Raw genomic sequence first — 17,600 nt, 5'->3', positions numbered from 1 at the left:
TGAACGAAAGAGCTACGATTCCTGAAGATCGACTTCAGCCAGGGCAGAGGAAGGATCGATGCCCAGCAGCGTCCGGAATGTCCGGGAGAAATGCGCCGAGTCAGAAAAGCCCGCCTCATGAGCCGCTTCGGTCAGCCGTACTCCTTTGGCCAAGTGCTGGAGGGCCTGCGTGAGGCGTAGCCATTTCGCATAGCTGCGCAGTGGCAGGCCGGTCTGTTCCACGAACCAATGGGAAAAGCGTGTGGGGGACAAATGCACCAACGCGGCTATTTCGTCGCGTCCCATTTGACCTCTACGCAGCGCCTCTATCACCTTGGTCAATCGAGGATCTGGGGGCGGTGGATCGGGAAGCCGTAGCGCCTGGCGCACCCGCGCCCTAACCTGGAGAGCGGTATGCCCTGTCTCGCGCAGCGCGTCGAGAATCGGTGCGATGTCCCCCGGCGTGATCTCAATCACCCTCGCTTTTTCAGTACCCCGTAAAGCACGCGCTTCATCGGATAGCGCATCCACATAGATCGACAGAACTCGACTTGCGTTGAGCCGGTGTTTCAAGCCGGCCGGAATGAAGATGGCTGATCCTGTTTGAATGCCCAACGGGGTTTCAACCGATACCGGTGAATCGAGGCCCACTGAAATCTGATGCGCCTGATGGTGGTGCCAGTCCTGGTGGCCGGCACGGCCATGAAAGACTCCGATGCCGGGCCCGACCCATGCATGGCCTGCCCAGCGCACCGTGTCCGTTGAAGACGAGCTTTTCATTCTCTGGCTCGGCCGGCTTCCGCATTCGGGCTCAGCAAACTGCTCAGGATCAACATGGCGGTGCCACCGACGATACCAATATCCGCCAGGTTAAACGCAGGCCAATGCCAGGACTGCCAGTAGAAATCCAGGTAGTCGATTACATGGCCTCGAAATGCGCGATCGATCAGATTCCCAACTGCCCCGCCCAAGATGAGGCTATAGCCCAGGGCTTCGCTGTTGGCTCTGGGTTTACGCAATATCAGAGCCAGCACCATCGAAACGATCAAGGCGATGACGATGAAAAAGTAACGCTGCCAACCACCCGCGTCAGCCAGGAAGCTGAACGCTGCACCGGTATTCCAGAAATGAACCAGATTGAAGAACGGGGCGAGAGGAATTACGGTGCCAACCGGGAGCGAGCCCTCAATTGCACTCTTGAACGCTTGGTCGGCCGAGGCAATGCCCAGCGATAGCGTCCACCAAAGCCATGGAGCAATAAAGTGTGCCATTCCAAGAGGCGACTTCATGGTTCCTCTCCTTCAAGAAGTCGCTGCAACTCCTGTGAGAGGGGCATTGGCGCGAAAGCACTGACCCTGGCGCGCCCAGTGTTACCGAGCGGCACCCAGATCTTTGAGAACAGCAGGGCCGCCATGATTCGCGGTGTTTGGCTGAGCACCTCCCGAAAGTCGCGCAACTGCCAGCCAGCCCTCAGCATCAGCCAATGGCTCTAAGCATGAAGAACAGGCAGTCGCTGGCTCAAAATGTGGACTCGTTCCAGCCAAGGGAAAGCCTCGGTTGGCGCCTCTTCATCGAGTGCTTTCCTTGCCCGAAAGAAGGCCTCATCGATGGCAATGCGAAGGGCGGTATTCATCTGGATCTCACTTGCGCAGCAGATGGGCCGAGTGAACACCCTATAGCCGCTACAGGGTCAAGCGCTATGGATTGGGGCGAAGCGAAAAATGACGTTAAGCCGTGAGTTACGAATGAGGTTTACCGCCCTCCAAACCCGAAAGTATCCCGCAGTCCAGGCTTTGCCGCTCGTTATCGCAACAGCCCCGCAACGTCACCATCTGGTTTTCGAGGGCGTGCAGGGATGCGATCTGAGCCCTTACCTGGGTGATATGTCTATCAAGGAGCGCATTGATCGCCGTGCAGGGTTGCTGCGGCTGTTCCTGATAGCTCTGCAAAACACCAATTTCTTCCAGTGACATGCCAAAAGAGCGGCATCGGCGAATGAACAGCAGTTTTTCCGCATGGTCTGCTTTATAGGTTCGATAGCCGTTGTCCTGGCGATTAGGAGGGGGAAGCAGTCCCTGGCGTTCATAAAAACGGATCGTCTGAATGTCCACCCCCGCCAGCAGTGCAAGTTGGCCAATGCGCATTATCTGCCCCTTGGTAAAAAAGCCAGTATATCCACGCTTGACCCTATACCTGCTATATGGTTTTCAATCGGCAGAATCAAGTCCAATAGGAGCAACGGATCATGAGTTCTTGTGAGAAATCCTGTGGCTGTGGCCCAGTGTCGGCAACCACTGAAGAGGCAACCTCGTCGTCGAATGAAGGAACATGGGTCAGCAGTTTTTCTGTGCCCAAGATGGATTGTCCGTCAGAAGAACGGATGATTCGGCTCGTATTGAATGGCTTGCCTGAGCTCAATTCATTGTCCTTCGATCTGACCAGCAGGCAGGTACGCGCTTTCCATGACGGACCTGTTGATCCGATCACTACAAAACTGGAGTCACTTGGCCTGGGCGCAACGTTACTGGATACTCAATCGGCCAGTCAGGAAGCAGCCTCGGCCAATAGTGCCAGTGAAGAGCTGACTGCTTCCAAGGAGGAAAGCACGCTCAAAATCCTACTCGGTATCAATGCTGCGATGTTTGTCATCGAGATGGGCGCAGGTTTGATCGCCCAATCGGCTGGCCTAGTGGCCGACTCACTGGACATGTTTGCTGATGCTGCCGTCTATGGCCTGGCTCTCTATGCAGTCGGCCGGAGTGCACGGCTGCAGGTTCGCGCTGCGCACCTGGCGGGTTTCTTTCAGATCGTGTTGGCTCTGGGTGTACTCGTGGAAGTGGCGAGACGCTTTCTCTACGGCAGCGAACCTGAGTCGATGCTGATGATGGGGATTGGCGCAGTCGCACTGGTTGCCAACGTCAGCTGTCTCTTGATGATCTATGGCCACCGCGAAGGTGGTGCACACATGAAAGCGAGTTGGATTTTTTCGGCCAACGATGTGCTCGCGAATATTGGCGTCATCGCAGCAGGTGCTTTGGTTGCGTGGACAGGTTCTCCTTACCCAGATTTGGTGATTGGTACGGTGGTTGGCCTCATCGTACTGAATGGCGCGCGCCGAATCCTGGCATTGAAAGCCTAACCAACCGGATCGGCAGCCGGTTAACTGCTGCCAAGCGGCTCGTCCGCGATAGACGCTTAACCTTGATCTGACCGTGGGCCATTTTGATGGTCACTGCGGTCAGATCAACCTCAGCGTTTCAGATAGTTGTGTATAACGACGTACATCTGCCTTCAAAACGAAGAAACCGACGCATAGGACATAGGATTCAGTATGGCAGCCTTGTCCCGCTCTGGGGCGGGACAAGGCAAAGTGCTTCAGTGGCGCCCCACTATTCCGGATGAGGGGAGAATAGTGCGCGGGAAAAACCACGCCAGTCCTGCCGACGCGGAAAGAACATCGGCAGGCGCTGCCGATAGGTCTGATACGCTTCCCCGAAGCGCGCGGCCAACGCCGATTCTTCCCGCCTGGCCAGGCGAACATAGGCGTAGATGATCACGGGAAACAACAGCAGCGTAATGAGGGTCGGCCAGTGAATGATCTGACCGAAAACAGCCAGCATGATCCCGGTGTATTGCGGGTGTCGGATCAGACCGTAGACTCCCTCTGTGGCCAGTCGGCCTTCCAGACTGGCGCGATAGACCTGGACCCAGCCGCGGATCAATAGCACCAGACCAATGACGATAAATACTCCGCCCAACAGCATTTCCAGCATGGCCCCGGTGCTGCCGTAGCCCAGCAGGGTGGCCCAGAGATGGCCGGAGAAGCCCGTCAGCGGAAGATCAATGCCCAGAAAACCAGTCAGCAGATAAATAGTCAGCGGGAAGCCGTACATCTCGGCGTATAACGCGATGATGAACGCTTGCACCAAGCCGGCGCCCATCCACTCACGCCAACTGCGTGGGGCGACGAAGCGATAGAGAAGCCAGGATGCGATCAGCACAGTGATGAGCACCCAACTCCAGTGTCCATAGTGCATGGCAAAGTCGGTCATGGTCAGGCTCCTTATAGATCAGCAGAGGATCGGCATGCAGCGCCGACACCTGGAACCAACATGGGAGCATCTGAGTAGCGACACTGCTAATGCGGTACCGCTACCCAGAGCTTATTTCTTATGTCCCTCTACCTGAGGGGTACAGAGACTGGCGACAAGAGATCTGACCTCTATTGCGCCTTACTGTCGCCTTGAGGTCCCTTATCCCCCATATTCATCATGCTCATACTCTGCATCATTTTGCTGCAGTCCTTCATCATTGAGGACATCTCCTGCATCATGTCCATCATCGGCATTTTATTGCCTTCCATCATGTGCATATCCTCTCCTTTCATCATGTCGGAACTGTCCTTTGCAGTGTTCTTAGACTGCTCGGCAAAGCCCGTGGAAACGGCGCCAAGAGTTATGAGAGCGGTAAGTACAGCTGTGCAAGTTTTTGAGTTACGCATGGCGGTTCTCCTGATCAACGACCTTGGTTTCTGACAGGCTCCGGGCAGATAACGGTTGATCCGGAGTTTTTTGCTCGCAGGCGGTTTCTCCGACCATACTTTTCATGCAGAGCCCGATCATTAACAGGCAAAACAGAACAGGCAGAGTTGCTGCTGCAAACAGACTGTGCAGGTTAAAGAGCAAAGTGAAACTTATTGCAACAGTAAGTCCCGCAAGCAGCGGGTGACGTTGCAATAGGCCCTGTAGGTACAGCGTCATGTTCTTGATCATGGGGTAATCCTCAAAGTTTGTTTAAGCATTTATTGCCTTCCATACTCCAGTCGCCGAGCTATAGATCAGCACATACCTACTGGGTCATGTAGAGCCAGGCTTTAGCTCCGTCAAAGGCGTAAATTTCAAACGGTTTCTGTTGAGTGCCGTTCATGCCGGGCGAGCCCGCAGGCATACCTGCCAGGGTGATACCGCGAATTGCTGGGCGCTCCGTCAACAACTTATTGACGGCCGCAAGCGGGACGTGACCGCCAACGACGTAGCCATCAACCGTCATGGCATGGCAGCCTGCCAAGGATGGGGGGACGCCAGACGACGTATTGACGCGCTGAAACTGTGCGGAATCCGCGATAACCGAAACCTTGAAGCCACCTTCGCGCAGGTACTCGGCATATTTATCGCAGCACTTGCAGCTTGGATTCTTATAAAGAGCGGCTTCTCCAGAAGCAGCATGGGCGATCGGCATCGCAAGGGAGGCGAATGCCAGTAACATCCCACCCAAAAGCGTGAATGACTTGTTCATGGTGAATACCCAATCCTTTTCCATTGGCGACAGACGTCTTAGTTGCAGGTACCATGTTTGTATCTCGATGTTCTTTTGGCTGTACTAGCTGGAAGAACAAGCGAGCATACTCAGGTCCTGATCAGGACAGGCTGGTGATCTTGGGTGGGAAAGGATCAGGAGCAACCGCCATGCGGCCGAGGAAGGGCGTATAGCAGAAGTTCTGAGGAGAAACTAAGGTTAGAGAGGATTCAGTAGGATATGCGATAGGCCCAGCGTAAGGAGTTGCACAGCTTATCGAGCAAGCTACTTGGCTCTGGATGTCTGGGCAACAGGTATCGGCCTGACTGTACTCGGTCTGCATACTTTGCGCAGCAACACAATTGAGGGAAACACTCGAAGCCTCGGATTTAAACATCAAAACTCCGCTCTGTGCGGCCACGAAAAATAGCAGCAGCACCATAACAAGCTTGATCAACGTTTTATCCAGCTTTCGAGTCATCACAACATATCGCTCCCTCAACTTTTGCAGAGCACGCCTTGAGGCTAGCTCAAAAGCTCGTCTGTGTCACTGTCAGAGCATGACCGTTCGGTGCATGACTCGATTACAGCAATGCGCAGCTTCTCAGGGAAACGATGAGCTGGTCGTACACGCATGGATAAGCTCCTCAACACTAAGGGCAAGTGCGGAACCAGTGACGCCAATCGCTCCGCAGGGTCATAGGGGTACCGCTGAAACCGCCGCTACGACCCACAAAGCGATCAGATAGCACCGAGACACTTATTTGCACGCAACCATCTGCCCGAGACGCTGGTCGGGCTGCGCTTGCTCAGCTTGCAGCATCACGGTTCCGACCGTATCGCGTTGCGTGGCGTGGCGTGCCAAAGCTCGGTCACTGCCGCCTTCGGCCCACACCGCAGACGACAACAGGATCGAGCCAATCAGAAGCACAGGTTTCAGAAGTTTCATGAGACATTCTCCTCAAGCGGGTACAGATTACCCGGCACTCTGGGGTTAATGCTCGGTGGCCGGGAGGAACGCTAGTGCAGCGCTCCTGATGTTAAACTAGACACTCATCCCTGACAGGTAGCTGAGGCCGAAATTACATTTGCGTCAGCTCGTGCTGAACAGTACGGCAACACACATGCAGGTCGCCTAGGGATGATTCTCATTGATCCCAAGGGTCAGGGCCGGTCACCCTCAGTCCGACATTCCGCGAGTTGACTGGATAGCACCGCTTTGTCTTGCAGGAGGAGCTGCTTTACTGTGGCCAGTTCGGTCAGTTGGGTTTCAGTTTGAGTTAAACGTTGCGCCAGTAGGCTTCGCTCCCGCGCGATCACGGCCAGGTTCGTCTGCGCCTCAGCCAAAGACTGCTTTCCGTGGCTATGTCGCTGTTCCAGTGCCTGATGCATCTGTTTCAGCTCGGAGAGTTGAAGTACCACGTGCTCATGCGCGCTGCGGTGCTGGGTGAGCGCCTCTTGGGTTGTGCGCAGGGTGTTTTGTAAATGTTCATTGCCCTGCGCCAGGTATTGTTCCTGAGCCTGCAGTTCGCCCAGGCGAGTTTGCTGGGCGAGCAGGCGTTGCCGGAGCTCAGTCAGTTCGAGCGCCAGGCGCTGGCGGTGTTGTTCCACTGCCTGGCGTTCGTCGGAGCGTTGTTGAGCAGCCGACTCCTGGTAATGCTCGAACTGCAGCCGTGCTTGCTGCAACTGCTGGGTCAGTGAGGCCACCTCGGCGGCGCGGTCCACCAGGCGCTGTTCGAGCCCGAGCTTTTCGCTGCCCAGACTGGCCAGGGCGATCGCCTGACGCTGCACGCTTTCAGTCAGCCCTTGGCTGTGCGTAGTGGCGGCGTCCAGCGCTTGGGCCTGCTGTTCCTGAACGGTGAGTAACGCATCGCGCTCCACGCAAGCTTGCTGCAACTGCTCCTGCAACACGGCGGTGGCGGCCTGATGAGCCTGCTCAGCCTGCTCGACTTGCTGCGCCGCCTCTGCCTGTACTTTTTCGCACAGTCCTTTCAGCGCCAGGACCAGCTCCGCGGGCAATCCCAGTTCGGCCTGAGCGACCGTTCCGAGATGCGCGCTTTTCCAGCGTTTCAACAAGGGGGCAATCGTGCTTTTGCTGCCGGTCCCACCCAGGGCGGCCCGGATACCGTCGATCGTCGGATTGTGGCCCTCGGCCACGAGACGGGTTGCCGCCTGGGCGACCTGCACATAGAGGACGCCGGAACGGGCCATTGTCACCTCGGATTTTTTCGTACCGTATTATGAAGAACGTAATACATCGATTTAAGTACAGAATAGTTAAGCCCGGTGAGACTGCCAATTCACCCACGATAAGCGCGGTTATCGTGAGTTAAGTCGTTACGATCGGGGGCGCGTCTATAATCTGCGGTACACATGGCCTAAACAGGCGCTTCGTGATGACGACCAGTAATAACGACGAAAGTGCCCCGTCAGTCCCGCTAGACGAACCGATTGCGCAGGTGCGTACCCCCGGTACGCTCGCGACGGCCGAGCAATTCACCCAGCAACACCAACGCTTTCTCGCGGCGGCCACCTCCGACAACACCCGGCGCACCTACCGCTCGGCCATCCGCCACTTTCAGGCCTGGGGCGGGGTGCTGCCGTGCGATGAAGCCGCGGTGATTCGGTACCTGCTGGCCTTTGCGCCAGTACTGAACCCACGCACCCTGGCCCTGCGCCTGACCGCGCTGGCGCAATGGCACCGCTATCAGGGTTTTACTGACCCGGCAGCCAGCGCCACCGTACGCAAGACCTTGCGTGGTATCGAGCGAGTGAACGGGCGCCCGCGACAAAAAGCCAAGGCCCTGCTGCTGGAGGATCTCGAACTCATCGTTTCGCACCTGGACACAGTCGAAGGGCTCGCCGCGCGGCGCGACAGTGCGCTGCTACAGATGGGGTACTTCGGCGCGTTCCGCCGCAGCGAGCTGGTCACGTTGGAGGTGCAATACCTTCAGTGGGGGCGGGAAGGTCTGCGGATCACGCTGCCGCGCTCCAAGACCGATCAGGAGGGCGATGGACTGGACAAGGCGATCCCGTTCGGCGACTGCGTCTGCTGCCCGGCAAAGGCGCTACGGTGTTGGTTGGATGCCGCTCAGATCGAGCAGGGGCCACTGTTCCGGCGCATCAGTCGCTGGGGCGTGATCGGCGAGGTGGCGCTGCACGAGGGCAGCGTGAATACCATCCTGGCGGTACGTGCCAAAGCCGCGGGACTGTTGTCTGTACCCGAAATGAGCAGCCACAGCCTGCGCCGAGGCTTGGCCACCAGCGCTTACCGTGCCGGGGCGGACTTTCTCGAGATCAAGCGTCAGGGTGGCTGGCGGCACGATGGCACCGTACACGGCTATATCGAGGAGGCTAGAGCCTTCGAAGAAAACGCCGCCGGCTCGCTCTTACGGCGTAAACCATTAATCTAGCCCTCGATCTTGAGGGCACTGGGTTGGAGGTTCGATTAGACCTGGTTGGAGTATTGGCGTTCTAAGGCACTCAATCCAAGGTGACATGCCGGCAAAACCTTGGACTCAACCCATGCTAACTGGGGTATTGGTGAACCAGCTCCAAGCCTATGCAGACTACGTCAGGGAGTAGCATCCGGAAAATCTTATGCATTGACGGCGGACCTCAAGAAGGGCCTATAACCATTGCAGAAGGGGCCGAAGCTTGCGTTTTGTTTGTGTGAAATGACGATCCATAAAAAGATAATAAAATCATTGAGTTACAGGCCTAATGTCCTAATTTTCCCTTATCTCGGCATGACCCCTCATAGATCAACAGCGGGGTGTCAAAATGTCGAAAGGAGATCGCCTTTTCCGGGGGCCTGAAAGTCATGCTGCGGAAAAACTATCCAGGGATGCACTGGCGCCATTCCTGAAAGATCGAGGCTACGTTGTCATTGACGACAAGCGAATTCAAACGGGCGTGGCCACTCAACAGTTCATCGTCACCCGCACTCCTGATGGCCAGGTACTGAGAATGCGCGTCCGACTGTGCTGGAGGCGCGATGGACGAAATCCCAACGAGAAGAAATACTCCGCGGCTCAACTGGCGGCGCATCTGCGGTCGGGCGGATGGGATGCGACACTGGAGCACATCACCACCCGAGACACGAAGCGCGGGCTCACTCACAATCTGCTTTTACAGCGTGACGGAGGCGCCATTATCTTCGCCGCGCTCATTCCTATCGAAAGTCTGCACGATATCTGGAACCGCCAGCGAGAGGTCAGCGATGACCTGCAACGCCGTGGATTGAAGGGGCGAGCACAGAAGAATCACGCTCAGAACGGCACCAGCCCGACTCTGTGGTTGCAGGATGACCGGACACCTGACGGACACGAGGTGGCCGATGCACTATGGCAGTGGCCGGGTGTGATCGATTTAGCCAAGCTCACTCCCCATGCAGTGAAGTCGCTACTGGTCGATGATACCTATGACGACTGCCCGACGCCGGACTACTCGACTCTGGGCCGGGATGAAGGCGAGCGTGTGCCCGTGCTTCGCTCGGAGGTCCGTCGCGATCCGCATGTACGTCGAGCTGTACTCGAAAGGGCCGGGGTTGCGTGCGAGCGTGAGAATTGTGGCAAGCGCCGGGACTTCCCTGGCTTCCTGGATGTTCATCACATCTTAGGGGCCGAGAAGTCAGATCGTGTTTACAACTGTGTGGCCCTTTGCCCGTGCTGTCACCGCGAAGCGCACTATGCGCCATATGCGGATGAACTCAACAAGCAGTTACTTACATACGCCAAGAGGTTCGGCTGAACCACTCCGCAGTGTGAGGGGCCACTACACCTGAGGGGCCAAGGGGTTAAGCGGCGGCAGGCAGTCCTTAAACTTTGTCTGGATGACTCGCATCTGGTTGATGCAGCAATCATTGCCAGTGAGGATCGCCGCGAGCATGCCCGTCATGGTCATCAAGCCGTTGGAGTTCCGCAGGACTTGCAGTACGAGTTGGGTAGGATAGCCCTCCAGGTGCCGACGCAGCGGGTGAATGCCGCTGTGCACATAGGAATTCATCGCCACAAGAAATGTCTTTGAACTGGATCAGCATGGATGAGGCCCCTACCGGGGCCTTCTTCACGATAGCCTCTATCATCTCCCCAACTTGGGGGAGTTTATTGGCTATCCGCGCGCTTTCCTCTGTCAGCGGTGTCATGAGCTTTTGGATGGCCAGGTCACTCGCAGCGTACAACATCCACATCGCCCTGGTGAGAGCTTCAAACTGGAGGCGTAGCGCCGACATCGCGGTGGTTGGACTGCCACGCTCGAACAGGATGCGTAGTGCCTGAGCGTGTTCTAGGGCGACTCCACAGGTAATCAGCGAAGCCTCAAACCGCTCGCCGGGATGTGTGGGGACGTCTTCGAGCAGTCGCAGGATCTCGGCCTGTAGATCAGCCGAGCGGGTGAGCATTACCTCAAGTGTCATATCGGACTTCCCTATTGCAGTATTGAAGGAGTTCGGATTTGAGGCAATCCAGCCCCACACCATTGAGGCACTGATCTGAATTGATGATAGTCGGTCATCTCGCAGGTTAATGAAGACGAGTAGCCAACTGCCAAGTGGCCTCCATCTCTTTCATCGCTTTGTTCTTTTGGAGTTGGAGGTCCTCAAGCGCTGCGTGGACAAGCGCTCCCACCTCCCCAAAGCGTGCAGCAGCCGATGTAAGTGCTTTGCAGGGGCCCATGTTGGGTATGACATCTCCAGGTTTGACGGTGGACGTGCCAAGGCAGTTACCATTGAAGGCCAACATTCGGATGTTGAGAGATGCCTCTTCCCGGGTCATATTCTCAATTGCCGTATCGATCGAGTCTCCGGTATTCCGGATCGCGGGCTCGGAGGCGGAGACTTGTGCCAATGCAGCCTCGGCCTGAGCTCTCTGCGCACCGTTTAGACGCTGCGCAAAACGCAGCCTGTCCCTGATATCGTTGCTTGCGCGAGTGAAGTAAGAAATGAAGCGGGGCGTATCGTCGATTTGCTTTCTGGCCATCTCCACATACGCATTCAGCGCCTCTTCGAGAGCCAGCGCGGACCGGTCCAAGGTTTCGACCTGATCAGCCCGTAACTTCTCAGTTTTAATCAACTGGCCGGCCTGTGCCAACCTTTCAGCTTCAGCATTGAAGTCTGCGACACTGCCGCGCGCAAAATGAGCGTTGGCTACAGCGCCGGTGCTGCCGACTAGATTTAGCTCCAATGCTGATGCGGTGACCGTTCCACTGAGGTTCCGACTGATTGGGAGACCGGCCAGGGACACAGTGAGGGTCAGACTCTCACCATCAACGACTCCACTTACGTTTGCCATCGACGTTTCTATCCCTCCACCGCTTTTGAGAGTTATGTGCTGTAGGGTTCCTACGATCTTTCCGTCCTGGGCCTGAGTAAGTTGCAAGAGCTCAGCGCTTGATGAGTCTTTGGCCACGTAACTACCTGAAATCGAGCGGTCAAAGCACGCCGAAAGCGATATCGCAATGGACATGATCACTAGAATGCGTACCGGGCTTCCCATTCCACTCCCTCCCCCTAGACAAAACCAGTATAGGGGCTGCTGGAGCAGCCTCAAGACGTCCGATTTTTTCTTAGCGTCCGATTTTTTCCGAATTCTGTAGGCACCCCAAACAGCGATAAATATGAAAAGAAAAAAACCACCTAATCGGTGGCTTTTTTTTTTAACTGCCTGGCATGTAAGGGGGCTTATCCGTAGGCCCGCTCTCAGCTGGCAGCTGAGGTACATCAAGTGGGTCATGCCCGCCAGAGTATTGAGCATGTGCCTGCCGCGGTGCGAAATCCGGAGACATCGCGCTTGGACGGGTGTCAGGATTATCTAATGAAGCTGGTACAGGCGAATCCGCTCTTAGCTGTTCTGGCCCGTAGGCACCAGCAGCGTTAGGGTGGACGATCCCAAGTTCGGCCCCTTTTTCGAGAGCTGCGCCCATAACACCGCTAGTTTCTTGCGCAACTTCGTGGCTTAGTCGCTCTCCGGCTGCGAACTGGCCAACCTTAGGCACAGCAAGCTGCTCTGCACGTTCATGGTGATCTGCTCGGGCGTCCACCATGCCAGAGTTACCAAGCGTGGTAGCGTCTGTTTTGCCTCGTTCGAAAAGCGAGTCACGTGCCCCGGCCCCAGCTGCTGAACTCATGTCCTGAACGCCCAGGTCGTCAAAACGATTTGAGATCGCTTGGCCATCGGCCGAGGGCCCCTTCATAGCCAAATTAGAGTTGTGCGCGTCGTTAGAAACACCGAACCCCGCAGTACCTGGCATCACCGAGGCGACAGTTTCCCAATCACCACTTGTTGCCAATGCTTGGACCATACCTGCAACTTGCGCAGCTTTAGAATCAGCCATCGTTGAGCCATATGTCGCAGCAAAGGAGGCAGCTTTTTCTTGTAACCCTGAACCGTACACTGCTTGCTGTAGACGCTCAGCAGCACCTTCCGACTTAAGAACGTCCTGGGCCACTGCATCGAGCTTTATCGAGCTCGACGAACCAAACATGTTCTGCAGCCCAGACATTTCCTGATAACTTTTCTGAGCAGACAGCGTTTGCTGGGACTGCTTGGATATCTGTTCAGAGTCCGACGAAGAGAATGTCGAGGTTTCAGCGTTGGATAACGAATGGGCTTGTTGAGCATTGACGCCTTTATTGATGGAGCCCGTCAAAGCCTTGTTGAAGCCCGTCTCTTCACCAATTTGCGCAAGTCTACTCAGGTCTTTGTTGTCAGACTCAGTCAGGTTTTTACCAATCTGGCCAGACAGTTTGCCACCGGTGCCGAGTGCTTCGAAGCCCGCAGATCCACTCGCACCAATTGCCCCCATATAAGCATTCACAGATTTTTCGGAAATACCTTCCGATCGGGCCTGCGACGCAAAGTCTTTGTATGACGATGACCCTGTAGCACCATAGGCACCGCCGACGGTTTGACCGAGTGAGGCCAGGTCAGTAGAAGAGCTAGCATTTTGATAGGAGTTTTGAACACCTCGGCTGAAAGCCTGATTGAGCGAGGTTTGAGCCCCCTCGGCAGTCTGTTGAGCCGATTGTACGGAGCTGGTGAGGGCTGAGTTTGCGTTGAGATTCGGTCGGTTCATCTCAGAATTAGTAATTCGGCTACCCATCGTTGGGTCATTCTGAGCAAGCGCGGACATAGCAAGGCCTGCACCCGGACTAACCACATCGGGGCTAACAGCCTTCTCATCAATTGTATCTCGACCATTCATTCGATTTGCGAGACTCATTCCCGCAACGGAACCGCCCCAAACGAGGAAGCCACATAACACAGGCACAGACGCAGCCATGTAGCCACCCACACCAACCCACGTACCTAAAATGCGCTCAACCTGCATAACGGATTCGAACGTAATCTGCGATGTCTGAAGCTGATTCAGCATGAGGCTTTGAATTTGGAATTTCGCCCCAGAAATAATGAACAGGTTTACGATCGCCATTATGGGGGTCCAAAGCATCATCCAAGCGGCCATCAGAAGATACTTTCCAAGCATCGAGATACCCTGGCTACCAAGTACAAGGATGAATGCCATCAGTGGTGAAATCGCGTAAATAAAGCCTTCGAAGAAGGTCAGAAACGGTCTGACGTTTCGAACAAACATATTCCCTTCCGCGGCCCACTGCGTATTCTGTTGCATCATCGCCTGGCTCATCATTATCGCCGCGGCGTCCTGCATATCCGCCATAGCTTTGGAAGAGGGCCCATCCTGGAAGATAGGGAGCAGGGCGCTAGCCAAAGCAAACTCACGAGCGTCAGACGCTGCAATGCCTAAAGAGTTTAGTGAATCGGTTACTTTTCCTTCTACCTCGAAGCCGTCGTTGAGCTTTGGGAATGCGGATTTGGTAGAGTCCATCAACGACGGCATTTGATTAGTGGTCAATTCAACCAATCGGGTGTGAGCGTCCGAGCAATTTAATAGTTCTTCGCCACCAGGTGCATAAATCAAAGTCCCATATACGGCAGAATCGAAGCGAAGGGCTTGCATGGGTGACCCTTCATTCTTGATATGGTTAAAAGCGCTCGGATCTCTTTCAACATTCACCATTGTGCATTCACGCACATAGTTCATCCAGGAGGTATATAGATCACCAGCTCCCCCTGTCTGATTAAACGCTGGAATCGCTGTCATATCTTGAGTGACACGGCGAAATTTCATAAGGGTGTCGAGAGGATCAGCGAAACCGTACTGAGTCATGGCAGGGGTAGAAAAACCCTGTTCAAATAACTCAGAAAGGGTTATCCCAATACCTGATAGAAATGAACCCACGGCAACTGGACCGAGAGGTACTCCATCTACTACCTCTACAGCCCCTGTGTATTTGTCCTCAACGATAGCGGTGGCTGTTGCGCCAAACATAGCCAAATAAAGAATGACGCAAACTAACAATTTATGGAACTGGATACCGGTATTATTACTAACAGCTTGAAAAGCGATCAGAAAAACACCAAACATCAGACCAATGCGGGCCAGGGCCTCGACGTCACCTGTACCAGAGATCATAGCCACGGCATTTAGGATTTCTCCCAAAAAACGGGCATCACCAATAGAGTTAATAGTGAATTCAGCAGCCATCAGTTCGACGCCTCTGGATAGTTGGCAGGACGGCCAATGAATAAGCTGGTCTTAGGCATCGCAGCCATAAACTCACGATACTGGCTAATGAGTTGAGGTTCGCCTCCGAATTGCATTCTAAGCGAAATAATCTCAGAGTCGAATTTTTTGCGTGCTTCGGATAATTTGCGAATCGCCTCTTCAGTATGAGGAATGGTCGCACCAGCAAGCGCCATATCGGCCCCGCGCAATAACTCGTCCATAAAGTATTGCGACATTGCTAACGCGATAACCCGCGCGTTAGTTCTAACGTAAGTACGAGCAAGACTATCAGATCTGCTTGCTAGGTTCCGGATCATCGTCCCGAAAGGAGTGCCATTCAAACTACCGATCATTCGTTTTTCTTCATCAGAAAACGAGCCGGTATTATGATAGAACTTACCGATGATCCCAATGCTGCCACCGGCACCACTGAATGCCTTTTCAATTTTTTGAGCTAAGCCTTCAATCTTGAGTTCCTTCATCGAAGGCTTAGTGCAGTAGTCGTCATCGTCACACTTATACACCGGAGCGGTCCCATCCCCAGTCCCCTCAAGGAAGTCTTTCAAGCTCAGCCCCGTGGGCTGGATGTAGCTGATACTAGGCACCTTACCTTTGCCATCTACAGCATTTTGATCAGGCGCGCCAAGGTTGATGGATCCGACGATACTCATGATCAGCTCTTGAGTTTGCGTGTCACCATACGTATAGATTCCTTTGGTATTCTTCTCCTGCATCAAGCACCAGAGCACGTTACCTTGATCCTTGCACATCTCAAAAACACCAGCTTCGAAGTTCTTGGAGCTAGTAGATTTGGTAGAGTCGCCCCAACTGCCGAAAACGTCAGAGAGACCTTTGGACACCGATTTAGTACTTGATGCGGATTCGCGTTTGCTATCAATTGCGCTGAACGCGTCTGTGACCAGGCCTTGCGCGAGCTGGCAGCTATTCGAAAACAGCTGGTTCAACTGCTGCACTTTCTTTTGCAGAGTCTCAATATGTTTTTGGCATGTAGGGCATAATGCGTCCAGGGCCATGTTGAACGCATAACCCGATGCAATACCCACCGCGTTGCTAGCCACGGAGCGCAGTAATTGAACAAATTGCTGGGCGTTAATAAATGAAAACGAACCACCAAACATATCGATTCCACCGCACCCAGATTCGAATGAAGGTGGTTTAATTGAAACAAGCGATGTCGTCATAATCTTGTTACGTGTTGTAAATGCACCACCAGTTAGAACCCCACGGCGCGCGGTTTCATAGGCTCCAGGCGCAGTTGTGTTTGACATGTTACTAAACATACTATCCAACTGCGAGTTAAGGTTAGCATATGAAGTTTGCGCACATAGGCCTAGCGAAGCAGTGAGCATCAGTGACAACAAAGACTTACGGGGCAATTTCATCGTTGTTCATCCTCACGGTTTCGCGCAAATGGTCTTGAAGGTATTGAGAAAGTTGGGCAGGATCTTCAAGAACTTCTTTGTCGACTGATTGAAGTTCTTTGGAAATGAGCAATCCGTTATCGAATACAGGTTGAGTCGACTGATATTGTTTAGTGCTAATCAGCCCTGCGTCTCTTGCGACGACAACTATCCGATTCAGTAACGTATCAAGTGTTACAGCCCCAAACCCAACGACTTCAGTTGTAGATGGAGGAATCGCCAGCGCAAGTGCAGGGGTTTGATAAATTCCGAGCTGTTCCGCTTGGCCGGAGTCAATTTTGAAGTCAGGAAATAATTGATTGTCCAGCGGAGCGCCATCGAGTGAAATCGGGATAATCGGAACGCCTGTGGCGTTACGTAGCGCTACTAAGACTCCAGCCTGCTCAGTGCAAAGGATACAATTGCCTTTGAAGAAGAAAAAAAGGCCTGATTTAGTGCCAATTTCTTTTACGACTTCATTGCGCTTATCCAGTGCCTCCCTCGCCATTGCATTTGCAGCGTAAGTTGCTTGGGGGCGTCGTGAGTCTTCATCGAGAAATGGGTCTCTCATAATGACGTTAGTCGACATTTCAGAGAACTTTGTAGCTTTATCCATCGCCATGCGCTGTAGATAATAGTAAGCGCGCACATTCTCACGCGTTGGATCATCCATCGCCCGATCGCGAAATTTGGGAAGTTCTGCCCTGATCCAAGCGGATGTGAAAGGCTTTGACTCGTCTCGATCAGCCTTCACCACCTCTTCTGGTTTAGGCAGGGGTTGAGGGGAGGGCAGTGATGCGGGTTTCTTTACCTCTGGTTCTGGTTCCGGATACTCCTGGTACCAAAACCAACCTTCACTTTTCCCTTGGTAAAACGATTGGCCAGCAATCGCCTCAGGGTTATTCCCCTCTCTCTGGACATCAGCTGTAACGAATGGCGCTATGCCTATGGCTGCAACACTCAACAGCAACAGTAGGGATCGAGGTGGACTCATCAGCGATCACCGGCAGCGAAGGCAGCTACTTTGATTGTTGAAAAAGCATCGTTACGACCAGGGCGAACCCTCGCATTTCTGATCGGCAGAACCCATGGGAGATGCTCAAATCGAGCGCTCCCTAGCTTTTTCATCATGGTGATTTCAGAAAGACCTAGCTCTGAAGCTACCTGAGCCAAGGTCATTTTGGAGCCGTACTTGTGCTTGTAGTCCTGTTCAAAATCCGACTTTGCGTCAGAAACAAGGCGTACAGCATCACGGGCAAGGTTACCCGCGTAACTGAAAGGCATGGAGACGCTCACCTTATAACTCCCTATCCCGGTTTG

At 54.2% G+C, this 17,600-nt stretch carries 18 protein-coding genes and 2 pseudogenes; 3 read left to right on the top strand and 17 right to left on the bottom strand.

All coding sequences use genetic code 11. The features are described from left to right. Positions 1 to 12 precede the first annotated feature (12 nt). The 4 genes and pseudogenes from AC3IX4_RS29580 to cadR all read right to left on the bottom strand — a co-directional run bounded on the left by AC3IX4_RS29580 (position 13) and on the right by cadR (position 2,123). Complete coding sequence (locus AC3IX4_RS29580) at positions 13 to 759, bottom strand: helix-turn-helix transcriptional regulator (RefSeq protein WP_489261642.1); 747 nt, start codon at positions 757 to 759, stop codon at positions 13 to 15. Continuing rightward, a complete protein-coding gene (lspA, locus tag AC3IX4_RS29575; protein ID WP_010466000.1) occupies positions 756 to 1,268 on the bottom strand; it encodes a signal peptidase II in 513 nt (170 codons plus the stop codon). The genes AC3IX4_RS29580 and lspA overlap by 4 nt, the downstream gene beginning before the upstream one ends. Beyond that, positions 1,265 to 1,612 (bottom strand): annotated as a pseudogene (locus AC3IX4_RS29570) (DUF3703 domain-containing protein). The gene lspA and the pseudogene AC3IX4_RS29570 overlap by 4 nt, the downstream one beginning before the upstream one ends. 106 nt (positions 1,613 to 1,718) lie before the next feature. Beyond that, positions 1,719 to 2,123, bottom strand: a complete 405-nt coding sequence (gene cadR / locus AC3IX4_RS29565; protein WP_489261641.1) for a Cd(II)/Pb(II)-responsive transcriptional regulator — start codon at positions 2,121 to 2,123, stop codon at positions 1,719 to 1,721. Between the two features lie 98 nt (positions 2,124 to 2,221). Here cadR and AC3IX4_RS29560 point away from each other — a divergent pair, with 98 nt between their 5' ends. Continuing rightward, a complete protein-coding gene (locus tag AC3IX4_RS29560; protein WP_489261654.1) occupies positions 2,222 to 3,118 on the top strand; it encodes a cation efflux transmembrane domain-containing protein in 897 nt (298 codons plus the stop codon). A 250-nt stretch (positions 3,119 to 3,368) separates the two neighbouring features. Here AC3IX4_RS29560 and AC3IX4_RS29555 read toward each other — a convergent pair whose 3' ends face one another. The 7 genes from AC3IX4_RS29555 to AC3IX4_RS29525 form a co-directional block, all read right to left on the bottom strand. Further along, complete coding sequence (locus AC3IX4_RS29555) at positions 3,369 to 4,031, bottom strand: methyltransferase family protein (RefSeq protein ID WP_489261640.1); 663 nt, start codon at positions 4,029 to 4,031, stop codon at positions 3,369 to 3,371. A gap of 170 nt (positions 4,032 to 4,201) precedes the next feature. Next, complete coding sequence (locus tag AC3IX4_RS29550) at positions 4,202 to 4,480, bottom strand: hypothetical protein (protein WP_489261639.1); 279 nt, start codon at positions 4,478 to 4,480, stop codon at positions 4,202 to 4,204. Beyond that, a complete protein-coding gene (locus tag AC3IX4_RS29545; protein ID WP_489261638.1) occupies positions 4,473 to 4,751 on the bottom strand; it encodes a hypothetical protein in 279 nt (92 codons plus the stop codon). The genes AC3IX4_RS29550 and AC3IX4_RS29545 overlap by 8 nt, the downstream gene beginning before the upstream one ends. A 76-nt stretch (positions 4,752 to 4,827) precedes the next feature. Further along, positions 4,828 to 5,274, bottom strand: a complete 447-nt coding sequence (locus AC3IX4_RS29540) for a DUF411 domain-containing protein (RefSeq protein WP_489261637.1) — start codon at positions 5,272 to 5,274, stop codon at positions 4,828 to 4,830. A 121-nt stretch (positions 5,275 to 5,395) separates the two neighbouring features. After that, positions 5,396 to 5,755: a hypothetical protein gene (locus AC3IX4_RS29535; RefSeq protein WP_489261636.1), complete on the bottom strand. Its 360-nt coding sequence runs from the start codon at positions 5,753 to 5,755 to the stop codon at positions 5,396 to 5,398. Between the two features lie 279 nt (positions 5,756 to 6,034). After that, entirely contained in the window at positions 6,035 to 6,223 is a 189-nt protein-coding gene (locus tag AC3IX4_RS29530) for a co-regulatory protein PtrA N-terminal domain-containing protein (RefSeq protein ID WP_489261635.1), read from the bottom strand. 215 nt (positions 6,224 to 6,438) lie between these two features. Then, a complete protein-coding gene (locus AC3IX4_RS29525; protein WP_489261634.1) occupies positions 6,439 to 7,485 on the bottom strand; it encodes a DNA-binding protein in 1,047 nt (348 codons plus the stop codon). A gap of 185 nt (positions 7,486 to 7,670) precedes the next feature. Between AC3IX4_RS29525 and AC3IX4_RS29520 the strand changes: the two genes are divergently transcribed. After that, positions 7,671 to 8,687: a tyrosine-type recombinase/integrase gene (locus tag AC3IX4_RS29520; RefSeq protein WP_489261633.1), complete on the top strand. Its 1,017-nt coding sequence runs from the start codon at positions 7,671 to 7,673 to the stop codon at positions 8,685 to 8,687. Positions 8,688 to 9,057: 370 nt separating this feature from the next. Next, positions 9,058 to 10,026 (top strand): HNH endonuclease, encoded by a 969-nt coding sequence (locus AC3IX4_RS29515; RefSeq protein WP_489261632.1) that lies wholly within the window; start codon positions 9,058 to 9,060, stop codon positions 10,024 to 10,026. 24 nt (positions 10,027 to 10,050) lie between these two features. Here AC3IX4_RS29515 and AC3IX4_RS29510 read toward each other — a convergent pair. The 6 genes and pseudogenes from AC3IX4_RS29510 to AC3IX4_RS29485 all read right to left on the bottom strand — a co-directional run bounded on the left by AC3IX4_RS29510 (position 10,051) and on the right by AC3IX4_RS29485 (position 17,576). After that, positions 10,051 to 10,675 (bottom strand): annotated as a pseudogene (locus AC3IX4_RS29510) (DUF6988 family protein). Between the two features lie 121 nt (positions 10,676 to 10,796). Then, complete coding sequence (locus AC3IX4_RS29505) at positions 10,797 to 11,768, bottom strand: hypothetical protein (protein WP_489261631.1); 972 nt, start codon at positions 11,766 to 11,768, stop codon at positions 10,797 to 10,799. Between the two features lie 160 nt (positions 11,769 to 11,928). Beyond that, a complete protein-coding gene (locus AC3IX4_RS29500) occupies positions 11,929 to 14,838 on the bottom strand; it encodes a conjugal transfer protein TraG N-terminal domain-containing protein (RefSeq protein ID WP_489261630.1) in 2,910 nt (969 codons plus the stop codon). Then, a complete protein-coding gene (locus AC3IX4_RS29495; RefSeq protein WP_489261629.1) occupies positions 14,838 to 16,262 on the bottom strand; it encodes a conjugal transfer protein TraH in 1,425 nt (474 codons plus the stop codon). Before AC3IX4_RS29495 ends, AC3IX4_RS29500 begins: the two co-directional genes overlap by 1 nt. Beyond that, positions 16,246 to 17,274 (bottom strand): conjugal transfer protein TraF, encoded by a 1,029-nt coding sequence (gene traF, locus AC3IX4_RS29490; RefSeq protein ID WP_489261628.1) that lies wholly within the window; start codon positions 17,272 to 17,274, stop codon positions 16,246 to 16,248. The genes AC3IX4_RS29495 and traF overlap by 17 nt, the downstream gene beginning before the upstream one ends. Beyond that, a complete protein-coding gene (locus AC3IX4_RS29485) occupies positions 17,274 to 17,576 on the bottom strand; it encodes a hypothetical protein (protein ID WP_489261627.1) in 303 nt (100 codons plus the stop codon). Before AC3IX4_RS29485 ends, traF begins: the two co-directional genes overlap by 1 nt. Positions 17,577 to 17,600: the final 24 nt, after the last annotated feature.

It is taken from the genome of Pseudomonas sp. KH_021, from assembly GCF_057838865.1.
The sequence above is the reverse complement of the archived record's forward strand: the minus strand, read 5'-3'. Positions and strand labels throughout refer to the sequence as shown.